The sequence below is a fragment of the Paenibacillus sp. cl123 genome, assembly GCF_900101595.1.
Classification (GTDB): Bacteria; Bacillota; Bacilli; order Paenibacillales; family NBRC-103111; genus Paenibacillus_G.
The window spans coordinates 1-16,851 of the sequence record NZ_FMYY01000042.1 but is presented as its reverse complement, the minus strand read 5'-3'; the positions used below and the strand labels follow the sequence as shown (position 1 = coordinate 16,851).

Here is a 16,851-nt window from a genome sequence, read left to right as displayed (position 1 = left end):
ATGGACGTCCATTCCGGCGCACCGCGAATACAATACTTCCATGTCACCATCTCCAACCTAAATTCCATGGTGAGGATGAACTCGAGCTTAACCATTTTTCTGTTCGCAGTTCTCCAAACGGGCATTCGGAGCTAGCAAGGAGTTGTACACAGAGTTCGATCCTTACAGTTTTCGCACAGGGGTAAACCACCATTAACCGTAGCGTAGTGTTCACCATGGTATTAAAAGTATGGGATGGCATAACCTGCGATAAACGCACGCTGCTCATTTTCATGCTGGAGTTGTGCCTTGAAAGACATGTTTGTTTTCGCGTAATCGTCCCATTTGCTGAACGGTTCGTCGCCGACAATAAACTTCGCTTCCATCTCCGTGATATACGTATGGATATCATTGCCGACTGTCGAGCGGAAATCATTTTCCGCATCGGTGAACGGGAACGGATTCCAAACTTCCTTCGGACCGTAAGGCTTCACTTTTTCTCCATGCGCTATCGCATTCGGCTGATCCTTGAAATAAGAACTTTGCACGTGACCCGGATAGCTTCCTCCGTTCCAGGTGAAGTATTTGGCCCGCGCCTGGCTGCTCGTCAGGCCGTCCTTGTTGTTCGTAATATCCTCGACGTATTCCAGCGTGCCGTCCGGCTGCTTTGTATAAGTGACGCCTTCCTCCCCCATGAAATAAAACTTTGCGCCTTCGTCGCTGAAGAAATAATCCATCCATCTGACCGTCGCTTCAGGGTGTTTGTTCTTGTTGGTGATGGCGAATGCTCCAACATGGACAAGCGGCGATTTCACATGGGAATACAGCTTGTCGCCGTGCGGTCCTTCCAGGGCGCCCAGACCGATATAGCCTTCGAGGCCAAAGGCGGAAATCGGGTTTGTCGCAATTGCCGAGCCAAAATTGCCTTTCGACCCTTTCGCTCTAAAAGCGCTTTCATTCGTTGTGAGTATTTCCGGATCGATGAGCCCTTCTTTATACAGCTTATGCATAAACTCCAAAACCTCTTTGTATTTCGGATCTGTCCTGAAAAACCGCAGCTTGTCGGTAGCCGGATCGACATCGACAAATACGTTCGAGATTCCTCTTGTGCCGAGCCCCCACGCTCCTTGCAGATGATATTTCAAAATATTGATGTTGGCGCCGCTAAAGGGCACTTCGTCCTGCTTTCCGTTGCCGTTCAGATCGGTTTTCTGCACCGCCTTCAAATACTCGTAAAACTGATCGATCGTTTGCGGCTCCTTCATGCCGAGCTTTTGCAGCCATTCCTCCTTGATCCAGATCGGCGTTCCGATCAGTATCGAATAGAAGTCGGGCGAGTAATAGGACGGGAACGAATAAATTTTGCCGTCAGGCATCGTCAAGCCTTCGCGGAGACCCGGTTGCTTGTCCAGCATCTTCTGAAAGTTCGGCGCGTACTTGGCAATCAGATCGTTGAGCGGAATAATGACGCCTTGGGCTCCGTACCGCGTCAGATCGGCGGCGGTCAGTCTTGCCGTGTAGAAGGCATCGGGATAGTCTCCGCTGGCCAGAGCGAGATTGCGCCGCTCCGTCAGACTGTCGAACGGCACGAGTTGAAATTTCACGTTCACATTCGTCTTTTCCCGATATTTTTTCCACACAAACGTTTCCTCGAAATTATTCGAGTTGGTGGCATCCTTGCCTGTAAAAAAGGTAAGCTGGATCGGTTCGTTGACAATCGGAAAGCCAGTTTCGTTCAAATTGGCGACAGCGGGAGAAGCGGGCTGCTTCTTGTCACTTCCTGGGGAAGACTCAGGCTTCTCGCCTGTTCCGCTCCCCCCGTCATTCGAGCACGCCGATATGAGCAAAGCGGCCGTCAGCGAAACGGTCAGCATCGTATATCCGGTCTTTTTGGGGTTCATCTCTGTTTGTTCCTCCCTTTTTCGCTTTCATCCTTTTAATGCGCCGATCATAACCCCTTTGACAAAATACTTTTGCAGAAACGGATACAGCAGCAGCATCGGCAAGTTCGCTACCACAACGACCGCATATTTGATCGCTTCGATCTGCATCATGTAATTCATCAACGTGTCGTCGGCAATCGACGCCATTTCATTCATCTGATTTTGGATCAAAATTTCCCGCAGTACTAATTGTAGCGGATATTTGCCGCGATCGGTCAAATATATCAGCGCGCTAAAGAAGGCATTCCAGTGTCCGACTGCGTAAAACAGCGTCATCACCGCCAAAATCGGCAGGGAGAGCGGAAGCACGATGCGCCACAAAATGCGTGAATTCGAGCAGCCGTCGATAGAAGCGGCCTCCTGAATTTCCAGCGGAATGCTGACTTGAAAGAAGGTGCGCATAATAATCAGATTCCACACCGATATCGCGCCTGGAAGCACAAGCGCCCATATCGTGTTCAACATCCCCAAGTCGCGGATCAGCAAATACATCGGAATCATGCCGCCGCTAAAAAACATCGTAAACACAACCAGCCCCGTAACGAACTGGCGGCCGTAAAAATCTTTTCGCGACAGCGGATAAGCGGCCAAGGTTGTCATCACCAGATTAATCGCCGTTCCGACCACCGTATAAAAAATCGTATTGAGGTACCCCGACATGATGTCCGCGTTATCGAACACTCTTTTGTACGCCTGCACATTGAAGCCTTTCGGCAGCAGCCGGATCTCTCCAAGCAAAATGGCCGAAGGCTCGCTGAGTGAAGCGCTGATCACATAGATCAAGGGAAACAGCACCACAATTAAAATCATTCCCAGCACGATGTGAATGATCGTTTCAAAGAGGAGATCGCCTTTACTTCGTTCCAGCATCTCCGCACCTCCTACCACAAACTCGTCTCATTCACCTTGCGCGCAATCTGATTGACGACCACCAGCATGATGAAGCAAATCACGGCATTAAACAAGCCGACCGCCGCCGAATAGCTGTACTGCGCTTCCACAATACCCGTCCGGTACACATGCGTCGCAATCACGTCGGAAGTCGCCAGATTGAGCGGATTTTGCATCAGAAACACTTTCTCGAACCCGACGCTTAGCAACCGCCCGATATTCAGGATCAACAAAATAATGATCGTCGGCGCAATCGTCGGCAGATGAATATGCCACACTCGTCTGAGCCGGCTTGCTCCGTCCACTCTGGACGCCTCCACCAGCTGAGGATCGACGCCGGTCAAAGCGGCAAGATAAATGATGGAGCTCCAGCCCATCGTCTGCCAGACGCCGGAGAATACGTAGACGGTTTTGAACCAGACCGGATTGGTCATAAACGAGATCGGCTCCATGCCCACAAATTGCAGCATCTGGTTGACAAGTCCCGTCTGGGGCGACAGGAACAAAAACAGCATGCCGACAACAACGACGGTAGACAAAAAATGAGGCGCATACGTGACCGTTTGCACTATCCGTTGAAGCAGGCGGGAGCGCAGCTCATGAATCATCAAAGCAAGCAAAATCGGTATCGGGAAACCGACAAGAAGTTCGTACACACCGATCCCGATCGTGTTTTTAATCAGCCTCCAAAAATAAAAGCTTTCATAAAAACGATTAAAATGTTTGAGGCCCACCCAAGGGCTTCCGTCAATTCCTTTCGTGGCGATAAAATCCTTGAACGCGATTTGCACGCCGTACATGGGAACATACTCAAAGAGGATGAAGTATAGCAGCACAGGCACCATCATCAAGTAGAGATCCCAGTTTCGTCGGAAACGGCCCAGCACATTTCTGATCTTCCGTTTCCTCAATGGCGCATGCAAACGGCGCGGCAGAGCCGTTTGATCCAAATCGATACCGCCCGCTTTCAATCGATACCACCTGCTTTCGTTAAACCGTTTGTCGAACGTGATGTTCCGCCTGGCGCAAGCTGCGTCCCCTCCTCCTTTCCGCACCGGCAACCTCAGCATACAGTTACCGCCGCCAGGACGTATACTTACACTTTCTCGGTTAATTTGCCGCATTCCATGCCCGATCTGAGGATCGGTCAACTTTCGGGGATAATGGCAATTTGTCATTCCGCAAAACATGATACAATAAATCACATGCCACAGACGACAAGGAAAGGAACAACGTCATTGAAAACGCTTAAATTTCGCTGGGGTCTTACCGGCAAACCTTCCAAGCGCTCTTTGTTCATCAAGCTGTTTTTAGGCTTTTTGACGATTATTGCGCTGCTTTCTTCCTTTAATCTGATTGCCTTTACCGTCACCACAACCCATACGAGAGAGGAAATCGTCAAGTACAACCGGCTGCTGCTGGGCAACACCGTCCGTCTGTACGAGGAGCAGTTCAACCGGACCAAAAGCTTGCTGTTTAACCTTTATTACGATCCGAAAATTACCGCCTTGCAGTTGTCTTTATCCATGGATCAGATGAATCGGCAAAATTACTTGAACATCAATCAGATATCCAATCAGATCAAGTCCAGCGTCTCCAATCCTGCCCTGTTTTTTGACAATATCATCATTCATTTCAAATCGGGTTACATTGTGGACAAAAGCGGGAGCTTCGATGCGGTATCGATGTTTACGAAGGAACTGACGAGCGACAACTATTCGCTTGCGTTTTGGGAGCAACAATTCAACGAACGCTACGAATATAAAATTATGGCTAATGACAGCTTCCGGCTTGCGCCCGATCAATACCAGAAAGAGCTGATTCCGGTACTGCTGAATATTTCACCTCGCCGTTATCAAATCATCGCCATGCTGGACGCCCGGCTGATGTCGATGATGTTTCATGACATGCCCGGCACGGAGCTGGCGATCCTCGATCGCGATGGCCATGTTCTGTTCCAGACGTCGGACCGGCTGGCGGTGGACCGGCTGGCTATCAGCCGTGAGACGCCGAAGCAATTCGAGCTGGACGATCTTTATTATTTTTTGGAAACCGGGCAGGAAACAGGCTTTACTTATATCACCACGTTCCCGATCGCAAGCATCAACGCCCAGATGCAGAAGCTGACCTATACCTTCTGGCTGCTGCTTGCCGTATCCGTTGTGATCGGCCTGGTTGTCTCCCATATTTTTACCCGCCGGCTCCATCGTCCGGTCAAACAGCTGGTTTCCTCGATTATGGGCGACAAGCCGCTGGCGTTAGGCAGCAAAATCAATGAATTTGATCTGATCAACGAGCAAATTCAACATCTGCTTCACGAGAAACAAGAAATCTTACATGATCTCGTCAATCAAAAATCGCTTCTGACCCATTACGGGTACATTCAAAGGCTGAAGCGAATTAAAACGAATCTCGGGGATTTCAAGGAGATGGGCGCACATACAACGTTCAGGCTTATTTTGTACCAGTTAAAGTACCGCAGCCAGCCGATGCCGGAGCCTGCTCAAAAGCCGCAGCAGATGGCCTATGCGATCAAGGAGTACATCAGCTTGGAGCTGAGCGGGCAATATCCCGGATCGAATACGTTCCAGGTGGAGAGCAATCAAATTTTATCGATTATTTTCGATCATGAGGATTCCCGGCAGCTGGAGATCACCTTGAACCGGTTGAAGCGCGTATTGGACCGCGATACGAAATATTGCCTGGTCACAATCGCGGCCAGCAGCGTCTGCCATCGTTCCTCCCAATTCGGCACGGCCTATGAGGAAGTTCAGGAAAGAATTCTTTGCGGCAAATTGGTGGAGGAAACTCAAATCCTGCTGGATCAGCATCCATCCGCCGGCAGCCAGCATTCCGCTTTTATAGCCGACAAGGAGAATGATTTCTATATGAATCTGCAGGCGGGGAACGAATCGATCTGTCTGGATCTCATGGAACGGATGCTGCACCATCTGGACACCCGGCAAGAAAGCGCCCTGCGATTCAGACAATTCAGCGAGGGGGTCGTTGCGAAAATATTGGCAATTGCCGAATCGGCCAAAATCAACCGGTTGGAGCAAAGCGAGCTGCACTCGCTGATGGTTCATTTGGACGACTGCTTGACCGTGGAACAACTCCAGCAATTTTTTCGGCAGTTTATTTCCGCGGCCGCGGGGATTATTCGGGCGAAAAAAAATGAAGCCAACGATATCGCGAGCTATGTCATCGATTATCTGGAGCAGCACTACGAGCAGGATACTTCGCTTGAGCAAGTTGCAAGCCAGCTCGGCATGACCGCGAACTATTTGTCTACGCTGATGAAGGACAAAACGGGTCAGACGTTTACCGATCATTTACACGACATTCGCCTTCGCCATGCCAAGCAGATGCTCAGCTCGACCAATCTGAGCGTGCAGGAAATAGGCGAGAAAGTCGGCTATCGCAATGTCACCTCGTTTATTCGGTTGTTTAAGAAAATGACTTCGCAAACGCCGGGCGATTTCCGCAAGTCGAGCAAGATGAATTCTTGAAGGTACATAAGAACCACGCCGCCTTTAATCCTCGCCTGTCGAGTTAGAGGACAACGCATACAAAAAGCAGAGCCTCCAGCTGAAGGCTCTGCTTTTTGTATCGGGACTTAGACCCAGAAGCCTGCCGACAAAATGATAACCAACAGAATGTAAAGAACCAATATCGCTGCCGTGGATGTGAAGCCTCCATATCCTTTAACACAACTCATGGGTATATCCCTCCTTTTCACTATCTACGCACATCATATGCAGTGTGTATTTTATTGTATAGGTTCTAACCTATTCCGCATATTTTTTTACTGAAGTCAACACAACAACAGATCAATGCTGTTCTTTTGTTAGCCTCGGATCGTCTGAATAACAAGCTCTTTCTATCCTGTCAATAGGCATCTGTACAGTCAAGTAGACATTCACCTACATATCATGAATTACGATTAAATTTAGGCATTCTTTGTCAGACACCTGATTGTTCTCCTGTAGCGACGCTTTACTAGCCAGTCATAAGTCTATTTTCGATAAGGAGTGTGTTCCAAATTATGGGATATATGCAACACCCGACTCACCATGCCATGAATCCCTGGGGTTTGCAACATTGTTTGTATCGTTTCACGTACATGTGGCTAAGGAACGGAGATAACTTCTGGTTTTTCTTGACGGCTGTCGGGGAATCAAGAGCTTACGGCTTTAGGTTTTTCGGCGGAAGATGGAATCAATATTCGATTGCATTAAGAGACATTCGTTCCTTCAATTGTTCTCCAACCCCGACTCTATATTAAAACACGTTGCCTGACCTTCTTCACAAAAAAACGCCGATCCTAATGGATTAGCGTTTTTTGGGCTTGAGACGGCATTTGCCCGGACCAGTTGGTAATCACGTTAACGACAGGCTCGGCGGTAATTCCAAGACCTTTCTCAATATCGCGAAGCGCCACCTTTAGCAGGCCATCGTGATCCAGATCCTTTATTGACGCGTACGAAGGATGGCTGCTTTAATAGAATAGCCGGACGAGCAAATTTCCGGATTTGGACGTATGCTCCCATTTGCGGCTTGTCCACGTGCAGGCGTTGCAGAACAATTCATCGGTCGACGCGGTAATAAATCCTGTTCCATCGGCAGGGAGCATGGAATCGGGCACGTCAAAGCCGACATAATCCGCTTCAATCATGTCCTGATTCTCTAAATGCACGTGATACCGGCCATTGTCCTTATCAATTCTGCGGACTTTGGTGTTTAACAGCAATTCTTCGTTCAGGCCGGCTTGAAAGGCTTCAATATTTTCTGTATGGCCGAGCCCCCGGAAGCAGCAACGAGAATCCACTCGTCGGACGTGAGCACCCGCGAGATCGAATCCGCCACTTTCAACAGCTCGCGGCCTGAACTATCCAGCAGTACAAAACCGTAGTCTTCCTTGTCGCCGAGCCGGCAGATGAGTTGGTTGTTCAGCACTTTCACTTCGGAGACTGGCGTATTCCATACGAGCGGGTCTTCATCGTTCGGATCGGCCCTGTACAGATCAAATTGATTTGCTTCCTTCTTGGATGTGTAAAATATATTGCCATCGACGCTGTCAAACCATGACACCGCATAGTCGGACAGTTTCGTTTCATCTGTTCCGTCCAACGCGGAAAAATATAATAGGTTGTCCTTTTCTTTTACATAGTAAAGCTTGTTATTGATAATCCGGAACCAACTGACGCTTGCGTCTACGATCTTAGTGCTTTTATTCGTTTTTAGGCTGATTTTAATAACTCAACTTTCGCAGCATGAAATCGGCAAACAAGCTTTGATGTAACTGGGCAAAACAGCAATCCATTGCTGGAGTTGACGCTGAATTAGAGCTGAAATCTTTTTCCCGGCCTTTTGGGCTACTTCATTGATTAAATCGAGCAACTGTTGCAAGGCAACAACCCAATCGAGTGTGCCGACTTCGTCGCACAGCAAATAAAACAAGCCGCCGAAGGATCGGGCGTCTGTGCTTTGACGATGCTGCCACGCCAACAGCATATAACGGGAGAATACAATCGTCGTATGGCTGATCAGCAGATCATAGGAACGGCCTTGAAACTCCTTTTGTAGGCGGAGCAACGATTTGGTGCACTTGAAGAAGACCTCAATGTCCCAGCGGACCGCGTAAATTCGGATGATGTCTTCTACGGTCAGGGCAAGATCGGTCGTTAAAATGGCCAGCCATTCGTTTTTCTTCGTGCGATGGCGAACAAATACGACCCGAATCGGAATGCCCGAGGCAAGCTTAGTTTGGATAGAGCGGAGAATGCCGCGCTTCTTGCTCACGACAGGGCACGCCACCGCGTACAGTTCTTGGAGTGACAGTTTCCGGCCTTGAACAAGGAAATGCTTATTGTCATTCTTCACCATACCGATTACATCCAAGCCGCGGGCCACGATTTCGCCGATGAGCGGTGCATGCGTAAACCAACTGTCCATTAAGACGTAAGAGGCAGTGGCCCCGGCCTTCAGCGCTCGATCCAGCATGGACACAATGACTTCAGGAGCAGGCAAAAGCGCCTCTTGTCGGCGTTTGTAGCCGTGTGACCGTTTGTCGATGTTCTCCTTTACTTCGTTGATCGCCGATTTGCCTGAACTCAGCAGCGCGAAATCAAGGGGCAAGAAGGTGTGACCGTCCGACCAGCCCATCGTGAGCATACGGAACCCCTTGTAATACGTACCCGTTGCATGATCCTTAAACCTGGCCAGCAGTTCGACCATTTTGCTACGATTGCGCTCGAACATGGAATCGTCAACGATGAAGACAGAGTCGCGATCCGCCGAGGTAAGAGCATCTACTTTTTTCATGGTAGCCGTCCCGAGCAGCGTCAGAAAGCGACGCCAGGCAAAGCCTGCATGATTGAGGAAGCGATAAACGGCATCCTTGCCGGGAAACGCTCCAGCTTTGCTGCTCTCCAGCAAACGAAACCAGTTCTTCTGATGAAACAGCAGCACGAAGACGAGTTGGAACAGATAGGTTGAGCGAAATCCAAACCGTTTACGAAACCCCGCTTGCCGCAGAAATTTTAAGATGTTCAACTCTTGGAAAGCAGACTTTAATTCATTTGGCAGTTGATTTAGATCGGTCTGATGATCTATCATAGTGGAAGACACCTCTTCTATTTGGTAGTGATTGGTCGCACTCTCACTTTACCAGACGAAGCGGTGTTTTTCTATTTTTCAAGCCAATTATCAAATTGACAAGAAAGTCTGAAGCAGCATGGATTCAAGTCGATTTTCGCTCTGCGAAAGTTGAGTTAATAATTTTATTCGCGTCGGAGTCGTCGCGTGAAGCCAGCAAGTACACATCGTCTTCAATAACTGCGGTGGAGGAATCGGCTCTATATCCTTCACCGCCGCCGCTGTACATGGCATGTACACCGTATTTCACGCCTGAATCTCCGATCCTCTTACGGTTCCCATCCTGCCCTGGTGGTGACAAGTACAAGTTGCCGCCTTCAAACGCCGAAGCTCCATGAAGAATGATCAAGGTGCCATAAGGGGTGTCCCGGAAGTCCAAATATCCTTCTTGCTTCAACTCCGCTTTCCAGTCGTCACCGATTTTCACGAACATGTCGCTGCCCATAATAGCTCCCCCGACATGATAGGTAAACCACAACGCGTTATCACGTACTTGGAAGGAAAGCGGTTTATGAAGTCCATATCCGGTTTTAATATTATAGGAATAAATCTCTTCCTTGTCGGAGGGCTGCTGCACGGGAGCACGATACACATGGTTCGTCGTGCCGATCGTCTCGACAAAATAATAATACCCTTTGAACATGGCGACATCGTTCTCCCCGGCATATGCGGGCAACTCAGCTGTTTGTATTTGAGGATTATGGGATGTGAGGCTAAGACCGTCCGCAGGGTCCCAAATATAATCCCAGTTAAACTGGTCATGCGCGAACCTCCAGGTAAGGGGGAAGTACGTTACCTCCCGGAAGCTGAGAAGCGGATATTCCTCTTTAGCGTTGTCGATGACCTGGCCATTCACCGTAATGGCCGACATTGGCACCTCCGCGCGATAGGATGCCGCATTACGGTGATCCGACTTGTAAGAGACATAAGTCGAAGCAACCTGCCGCTGGTCAATCTGAAGCCCCTCCTGCTGGGACCAGCTGGCTTCCAGCCCCAGCATCCGAGAATCGTACCAGGTCATAGGGAAATATGTGATCTCCTTATACACTAACAAGGGGTATTCGCGATACGCATTATCCACCAGATGTCCATTCAGTTTTACCTTGTATTTAGGTATCGTCACCCTCACATCCGCCACATTGGCGTGCGCCTGCCCGGTATGAGCAAGCATGGACAAACTCAGTGATCCGATCAGTGCAAACACAGCCCAAACATTCTTCAATTCATCTCCACCTCCATCACTACAAGAACTTCTAAATATTGGACGAGTTTGGAATGTAAAGGTTGCAAAATCAGCGAACTACTCCCCTTTTGTTCAACTAAGTTCTTCGTTAACGTAACCAAACATCTTCCTTGAGGAGGCTAAAAATTGCTATGCTTTCTTCACCTTTATTGTCACATTGATTAAGTGTATACACATAAAAATCTTTAGTCTCATCCATGCTAATCCTTTTGCATTTGTAAACCTGCTTTCCATGCTCAGAACTCATTACATCCCTGGTACTATCAATGGTCCAGGTGACCTCCCTGCCGTTTGAATGCACATCATGTATCCAGTAACCACCATCGATAATTGGTGGTATGAGCATGAGATAGTCGCCTTTTCCATTTTTATGGCGCTGAACCATCTCATTTAAACGATCTACATCCATCTTGTTAAAACGGTGAAGGATAATATCTTTTCTTTCATGTGTATTTTTGTAAGAAGTTAAATTAATAACCAAGATCAGCACCAGCACCCCGATGATACCAACAAGCACTCCGGTCGTTGTTTTTGTTCGAATCACGCATATACCCCGCTTCTTCATACATGAATGACAACACTTTTACTGTCAGTTAGTGTAACGCGGCTACCGATCCATACCGGCAGCAGCGATTTTCGCTTCCTAGAAATTTCCCAAAAAAGTTTGTTTTTATGTACTTCTCTGTTCTTTCTTGGCCTTCTCGATCACGTCAGCTATGAATGGATGTTTTGCATTTGTATATGCCGCCCTGTCATTGGGATATTTTTCTGCCAGGGTTTTCTTCAAGTGATTGTACTGCTCTCGCACATCAGAGTGAGTGCGCAAGTAATCTCTAAACAAGATATTATTATTCCATTCATCACTTCCATATCTATACACATGGAAATGGTGCGTTCCTGCTCTCCATTGACCTTTTCTAAAAAATCTTCTGTTAGGAAATTCCCTATGATACACATGCTCATATCCTAATTTCGCCAGGGGTTCCATAAATTCATCAACATCACTCCATTCATTAACCCCAGCCATAAAGTCTATTATAGGTTTCGCTCCTAGTCCTTGAACAGACGTACTCCCAATATGCTCGATCGCAATTGCTTTAGTGCCTAATAACTCCTTTATTTTTCTTTCTTCCTGCGTGTATTCAAAAGCCCAATCTTCATTATATTCTTCAATGATTACTGGTTTATCCATTTGTACGTCCCCCAGAACTTATTAAAATAAAATCATTCTTAAATTTTAAAATACAAAAAAGCGCCACCTCAACGGTACTGATTCCGTTGAGACGACGATTTCTTCCCAGCGATTATTCCAAAGACATAAGCCTGACGTTCAATTTGGGACGCGGCCTTTACATTCAATTAACGTACTCAAGTTTAGCGTGATTTCAAGATACCTTATGCTCAATCCACAATTAACCCGCCACCATCGGAATTCGTCGGCTTCGAGTTGCCGATAATTGATCGTGTAGCCGAACAGATGCTGTCAAAATTGATTCGCCTCCAAACGTAGCAAGGGCTTTGTGGCGTTCGTATCGAAGCAAAGGCGGATTTACAACGTTCTCCCCGCTTGTTATACCGCGAATTAAACGAACGAAGCCACCGAGCATTGTGTTATCGAATCCGTTAGCTTAATCAACTATTTTTTCCGACTTCCCTACTTATTGGTTGGGGAATTGCTTTCCTTCAATAAATTAATGATTTTTCTTGCCGAATCGGCCCCGTTCTTCATGCAGTCCGTGATCCCTACGCCATAATAAGAGCATCCGGCAAGGATAATGCCTGGGAAAACATCTGCCATAATGCTTTCAAGCGCAAGGACGCTTTGCGGATGGGTAATCGAATAAACCGGCATTTGCCCCGACCAGTCGGTGATCTCGTTAACGACAGGCTCGGCGGTAATTCCAAGACCTTTCTCAATATCGCGAAGCGCCACCTTTAGCAGGCCATCGTGATCCAGATCCTTTATTGACGCGTACGAAGGATGGCTGCTTTTATAGAATAGCCGGACGAGCAAATTTCCGGATTTGGACGTATGCTCCCATTTGCGGCTTGTCCACGTGCAGGCGTTGCAGAACAATTCATCGGTCGACGCGGTAATAAATCCTGTTCCATCGGCAGGGAGCACGGAATCGGGCACGTCAAAGCCGACATATACGCTAATGAGCGAGCTGCTTTTCAAGCCCGAGAATTGCTCCGTAAGGTTCGAATCATCAAGAATCGGTTCAGCTGCCGTATGCGGAATACTTAGAACAACATAATCCGCTTCAATCATGTCCTGATTCTCTAAATGCACGTGATACCGGCCATTGTCCTTATCAATTCTTCGGACTTTGGTGTTTAACAGCAATTCTTCGTTCAGACCGGCTTGAAAAGCTTCAATTAGCGAGCCCATCCCGTTTTTCAGCGAGAAAAACTTCTTCTCACCGATCCTAAACTTCTGCTTGTTTGCTTCAAGCCCTTTAATAATGCTTCCGTATTGCTCCTTGTAGTCGATCAAGAAAGGTAGTGTTGAGGCAATTGTCAAGTCGCGCAAATTCCCTGAATAGACTCCCGAAAGGACGGGAGCAATTTGCTTTTCAACTAGTTCGCTCCCGAGAAAATACTCCAGAAACGCGCCGACAGAATCGTCCTTCGTAAATGTCTCATTTTTCGTATATAAATCTTTTAGCGCCGCAACTTTGCCTTCTGCCGAGACGAGCGTACTCTTGGCGAGCGACTCGATGCTTGCCGGAATGCCGAACACCGCGTCGTCCGGAATTGGCTTCAGATGCCCGGCAACGTAGATGAAGGAGCGTCCAGTCGCGTTATAGACTACGTCATCCTTCAAGCCCAGTTCTTCAATCACGTCCATGTCGTCCATTTTTCGCGCTACAATAGAATCCGCCCCGGTCTCCATCACGAATTGTTGATGCCTGACGGTTTGAATTTTACCGCCTAGCTGTGCCGATGCTTCAATTAATAAAAGCCTGACCTCAGCTCCGGTTGCCTTCCTCCATTTGCGAAATTCATGCATGGCTGACAGTCCGGTAATGCCTCCACCGATCACAACAATTGTTTTCAAATGCAACACCTCATGCTTTAGTTCCCATTAGTTTAACATATCCACGCAGGCTTGTGGTATGATTGCCGTCACTATAACTTGAGTTTAATGGGCGGCTGCTACCTGGTTACCCTCTCGGCAGAAATCGTTATGGGCTAGTAGCTGTCGGTTAGTACTTATTGCTGCTATGACACAAAACAAGCCACCTCTCAGAAAATCTGAAAGATGGCCTGTATAACCTTCATTGTAAAGGTTAAAGTAATGATGAGTATAACCGTCCGAAATTGACACCATTTATTGGAATAACAGCGAAAAGTTTATCGGAACGATGCGTTCCAAGCAAGTCGAACTTGTCGGAATCCAGCGTTTTTCTAACCGCCACCCCTTGCCCCTAACCCTTTCACGATACCTTGTGCTCGATCCGCAGCTTGTCCGCCACCATCGCGATAAATTCACTATTGGTCGGCTTAGATTTCGATATATTAATCGTATAGCCAAAAATAAAGCTGATGCTGTCGATGTTGCCGCGCGTCCAGGCGACTTCAATCGCGTGGCGGATAGCGCGTTCGACGCGGCTCGGGGTTGTTTTGTATTTTTCGGCGATGGCGGGGTAGAGCGTCTTCGTAATGGCTATTGAGCTGTCAAAAGTATCGAATGAGTAGTACAATTCCAAATGTTTATCGGGTTTCTGCGGGATTATTTATAGCTCAAATCCCCTTATTCAAACCATACTTCACGACGCCAATGGTGTCAACCCGATAAATATCCAAAGCTTAGAACCAATCTATATTATTGATATTCAGATGTATTTGATATATTGCCCTTTCCTCCCGTCATTTCCTCAAAGTCATTAAGTGAAAGGTATTCTGTTTTGAAATTACGAATATCTAAGAAATGAAATGACATTTCATCATCATCACCATGTCTACTGGAGAAAATATAATCGCCTATTATTTCTTGATCATAAACCAACATATAATCTACTTCCGCCCCCCTATCTCTTTTCCACATTCTCAAGAATGGATAATGGAGCCACTTATTAATAAAAACCATCAAAACTTTTTTTTGATTTATGTTAGTCAATATTAAGTAGTCTGTGATACTTTCACTCAGCTCCGAAGAAATCTGCTCGATCTCTACATAAGAAGGTTCATTATTATCCTTTGTATGCTCATATCCTGTTAACATCGTTGTTACACTATTAAATGTTGAAGATGTAGCAAGAAGACCATTTCGGTTAATGACACTAATAAACCCTTCTGAGATCTTTCTAGGAGTGTATAAACAATACATTAAATCGGGGCACCAGCGTCCTCCTTTTTCATTTAGTTCAAAGCCATTAAATGTTCCGCCAACTCCATGAGGTACCATGAATTTTGTCATGGCATCTGTTTGAATCAGAACAACCATTATCGCTAATAAATGATCGATTGGGAAGTCAAATTCTAGCCATCTTTTTACCGAATCACTCCATATGGCTACTTCCGAACCAGAACCAATCTCAAACATATCTGCCTCAAATATTCTACCATGCTCAATCTTTATCAGTCGCGCTCTCCCATATTCCATAAATCCGATAACAAATTGAACTCTTTCACTGCTCACAGAACTGTATACTGATGTGATTGCACTGTAAATATCTATTCCATACGAGAGACATTCCTCAAATACTCTGATCATTTCATATCCATCACCAACATCCCCAGCAAAACAAACCGCGATATCATCTCTGATTTTAGTTATTTTGTTACTTTGTTCATACACATAATATTGATCATAACGTGCTTGTTTTTCGCCAAATGTATTGTAATCCCGAGGATCTTTCTCTCTTAATGTTTGTTCTGACTTCGACGAAACTGCTGAGTCGCTTAAGAAAAATATCGAGTCTTCCTTCTTCCAAGCTAAACAATATGTCATTTAATCCTCCTTCTAATTCAGCTTTATTAAGTTGAACAGTCTGAAATCAATCTTCTTTTCTATCTAGTAACTCCCATGCGTATACTGTTCCCTGCTTGTGAATGGGATGAATTAAACTAGTAAATGCCTTTTGTATTCTTTCTCCAACCGAAAATTTACTTCTGACTAGAACTTCATAGGCTTCAATTGCTGGCAAAGATGGCATGTCAGGATAATCATATGCAAAAATCAATATGGCTTTCTGGCAGGACAGGCCAGATGACAATAATTTCCCACAGTCTGTATAAGCGCTTCGATGTTGTGAATATGGCGATAGAATATGCATTAAAATGTTATCATTAGCTTTTCCATTATCCCCCATAAAGCGAAGCATTTTAATTTCGATAGCCCATTCCACGCATCTTTTTCGCCAATACATAGATCACATTTTTGCCTTTTATTCGAAACATATGAAATATTGAAGTGAACTCTATCCCTATATTTGTCCAAATAAATTTCAGACAATGCTTGATATACTAAAAAGGAAGTATCTGCTTCAGAATGTGGTCCAATTCCTTGTTGGTAACTCTCTTTAGTCCTCTGGTTAAAAGCCTGCGGATATTTTTTATCAGCCAATTCTAGCCCTAGTGCATAATCGTTTACGATTTCTTGCAAAAACATAGAAGAACCTCCTATATCAACCACTTACTATGAATATCCATCCCGTCACTAGTGCCCCATCTGAAATCGTAGTTGGTAAAACCGGGTAATTACCGGTAACGACTACTCTCTGGGGTGAGAACCATGACTATCTTTGTACGCGAATTGAGCAATGAGGAAGGCAATCGCCTTCTGCGAATTGCACGGAAAGGTGCAAATTCGGTTGAAGTCCGCCGCGCTCTTCTCATTCTGGCGTCAGCCCAAAAGATGAAAGTGCCGGAGATCAGCCGGCTGTATCACATTTCGGGCGAACATATCCGAAAAACGATTCACCGGTTCAACTCGGAAGGGATGGCCTCGCTCAAACCAAATTATGGCGGAGGGCGGCCTCCGACCTTCACCGAAAAGCAGCGGGCCGACATCATTGAGCTTGCTCAAATTCCACCTAAGTGCTGGGGTACCCTTTTACGCATTGGTCGCTGGCCAAGCTGAAGGAAGCGGCAGAGAAGAAGAAAATCGTACCTTCGATCTCTATCGAAACC

17 protein-coding genes are annotated in these 16,851 nt (G+C 46.6%); 2 read left to right on the top strand and 15 right to left on the bottom strand.

Features of this window, described 5'->3' with window-relative positions; translation table 11 throughout:
* Positions 1–221 precede the first annotated feature (221 nt).
* Genes BLR08_RS30305 through BLR08_RS30295 form a run of 3 tightly spaced genes read right to left on the bottom strand, consistent with a single transcriptional unit; the run spans position 222 to position 3,661 of the window.
* Positions 222–1,880, bottom strand: a complete 1,659-nt coding sequence (locus BLR08_RS30305; protein WP_072338291.1) for an extracellular solute-binding protein — start codon at positions 1,878–1,880, stop codon at positions 222–224.
* A gap of 27 nt (positions 1,881–1,907) precedes the next feature.
* Positions 1,908–2,792, bottom strand: a complete 885-nt coding sequence (locus BLR08_RS30300; RefSeq protein WP_072338292.1) for a carbohydrate ABC transporter permease — start codon at positions 2,790–2,792, stop codon at positions 1,908–1,910.
* 11 nt (positions 2,793–2,803) lie between these two features.
* On the bottom strand, positions 2,804–3,661 hold the full coding sequence (locus BLR08_RS30295; RefSeq protein WP_256257866.1) for an ABC transporter permease: 858 nt from the start codon (positions 3,659–3,661) through the stop codon (positions 2,804–2,806).
* A gap of 390 nt (positions 3,662–4,051) precedes the next feature.
* Here BLR08_RS30295 and BLR08_RS30290 point away from each other — a divergent pair, with 390 nt between their 5' ends.
* Complete coding sequence (locus BLR08_RS30290) at positions 4,052–6,322, top strand: helix-turn-helix transcriptional regulator (protein WP_072338293.1); 2,271 nt, start codon at positions 4,052–4,054, stop codon at positions 6,320–6,322.
* Between the two features lie 107 nt (positions 6,323–6,429).
* Here the strand turns inward: BLR08_RS30290 and BLR08_RS30285 are convergent, their stop codons facing one another.
* From BLR08_RS30285 to BLR08_RS30240, 12 genes are all read right to left on the bottom strand, one after another.
* The gene (locus BLR08_RS30285) at positions 6,430–6,531 is read right to left on the bottom strand and encodes a sporulation protein YjcZ (protein ID WP_083537594.1); all 102 of its coding nucleotides are present in this window, start codon (positions 6,529–6,531) and stop codon (positions 6,430–6,432) included.
* 780 nt (positions 6,532–7,311) lie between these two features.
* Complete coding sequence (locus tag BLR08_RS31375; RefSeq protein ID WP_176835645.1) at positions 7,312–7,488, bottom strand: hypothetical protein; 177 nt, start codon at positions 7,486–7,488, stop codon at positions 7,312–7,314.
* A gap of 83 nt (positions 7,489–7,571) precedes the next feature.
* The gene (locus tag BLR08_RS30280) at positions 7,572–8,063 is read right to left on the bottom strand and encodes a DUF5050 domain-containing protein (RefSeq protein WP_256257867.1); all 492 of its coding nucleotides are present in this window, start codon (positions 8,061–8,063) and stop codon (positions 7,572–7,574) included.
* A gap of 9 nt (positions 8,064–8,072) precedes the next feature.
* Entirely contained in the window at positions 8,073–9,431 is a 1,359-nt protein-coding gene (locus BLR08_RS30275) for an IS4 family transposase (protein ID WP_072338296.1), read from the bottom strand.
* 124 nt (positions 9,432–9,555) lie between these two features.
* A complete protein-coding gene (locus tag BLR08_RS30270; RefSeq protein ID WP_072338297.1) occupies positions 9,556–10,692 on the bottom strand; it encodes a hypothetical protein in 1,137 nt (378 codons plus the stop codon).
* 109 nt (positions 10,693–10,801) lie between these two features.
* The gene (locus BLR08_RS30265; protein ID WP_072338298.1) at positions 10,802–11,257 is read right to left on the bottom strand and encodes a DUF4362 domain-containing protein; all 456 of its coding nucleotides are present in this window, start codon (positions 11,255–11,257) and stop codon (positions 10,802–10,804) included.
* 126 nt (positions 11,258–11,383) lie between these two features.
* Entirely contained in the window at positions 11,384–11,905 is a 522-nt protein-coding gene (locus BLR08_RS30260) for a GrpB family protein (RefSeq protein WP_072338299.1), read from the bottom strand.
* A 462-nt stretch (positions 11,906–12,367) separates the two neighbouring features.
* A complete protein-coding gene (gene hemG, locus BLR08_RS30255; RefSeq protein ID WP_090586654.1) occupies positions 12,368–13,774 on the bottom strand; it encodes a protoporphyrinogen oxidase in 1,407 nt (468 codons plus the stop codon).
* Between the two features lie 379 nt (positions 13,775–14,153).
* The gene (locus tag BLR08_RS30250; RefSeq protein WP_256257865.1) at positions 14,154–14,426 is read right to left on the bottom strand and encodes a sporulation initiation factor Spo0A C-terminal domain-containing protein; all 273 of its coding nucleotides are present in this window, start codon (positions 14,424–14,426) and stop codon (positions 14,154–14,156) included.
* Between the two features lie 116 nt (positions 14,427–14,542).
* Positions 14,543–15,670 carry an Ntn hydrolase family protein gene (locus BLR08_RS30245; RefSeq protein ID WP_072338300.1) on the bottom strand — a complete coding sequence of 376 codons (1,128 nt, stop codon included), beginning with the start codon at positions 15,668–15,670 and terminating at the stop codon, positions 14,543–14,545.
* 46 nt (positions 15,671–15,716) lie between these two features.
* The gene (locus tag BLR08_RS30890) at positions 15,717–16,067 is read right to left on the bottom strand and encodes a hypothetical protein (RefSeq protein WP_143014500.1); all 351 of its coding nucleotides are present in this window, start codon (positions 16,065–16,067) and stop codon (positions 15,717–15,719) included.
* The gene (locus BLR08_RS30240; protein ID WP_072338301.1) at positions 15,995–16,330 is read right to left on the bottom strand and encodes a hypothetical protein; all 336 of its coding nucleotides are present in this window, start codon (positions 16,328–16,330) and stop codon (positions 15,995–15,997) included. Before BLR08_RS30240 ends, BLR08_RS30890 begins: the two co-directional genes overlap by 73 nt.
* A 123-nt stretch (positions 16,331–16,453) precedes the next feature.
* Between BLR08_RS30240 and BLR08_RS30235 the strand changes: the two genes are divergently transcribed.
* On the top strand, positions 16,454–16,801 hold the full coding sequence (locus BLR08_RS30235) for a helix-turn-helix domain-containing protein (RefSeq protein WP_072338302.1): 348 nt from the start codon (positions 16,454–16,456) through the stop codon (positions 16,799–16,801).
* Positions 16,802–16,851: the final 50 nt, after the last annotated feature.

Bases quoted from the DNA above. Each gene is read 5' to 3' on its own strand.
- BLR08_RS31375 (WP_176835645.1), bottom strand. From the start codon at position 7,488: ATGATTGAAGCGGATTATGTCGGCTTTGACGTGCCCGATTCCATGCTC.
- BLR08_RS30285 (WP_083537594.1), bottom strand. From the start codon at position 6,531: ATGAGTTGTGTTAAAGGATATGGAGGCTTCACATCCACGGCAGCGATA.
- BLR08_RS30260 (WP_072338299.1), bottom strand. From the start codon at position 11,905: ATGGATAAACCAGTAATCATTGAAGAATATAATGAAGATTGGGCTTTT.
- BLR08_RS30275 (WP_072338296.1), bottom strand. From the start codon at position 9,431: ATGATAGATCATCAGACCGATCTAAATCAACTGCCAAATGAATTAAAG.
- BLR08_RS30295 (WP_256257866.1), bottom strand. From the start codon at position 3,661: ATGATGGTGCCTGTGCTGCTATACTTCATCCTCTTTGAGTATGTTCCC.
- BLR08_RS30245 (WP_072338300.1), bottom strand. From the start codon at position 15,670: ATGACATATTGTTTAGCTTGGAAGAAGGAAGACTCGATATTTTTCTTA.
- BLR08_RS30305 (WP_072338291.1), bottom strand. From the start codon at position 1,880: ATGAACCCCAAAAAGACCGGATATACGATGCTGACCGTTTCGCTGACG.
- BLR08_RS30235 (WP_072338302.1), top strand. From the start codon at position 16,454: ATGACTATCTTTGTACGCGAATTGAGCAATGAGGAAGGCAATCGCCTT.
- BLR08_RS30240 (WP_072338301.1), bottom strand. From the start codon at position 16,330: ATGTTTTTGCAAGAAATCGTAAACGATTATGCACTAGGGCTAGAATTG.
- BLR08_RS30300 (WP_072338292.1), bottom strand. From the start codon at position 2,792: ATGCTGGAACGAAGTAAAGGCGATCTCCTCTTTGAAACGATCATTCAC.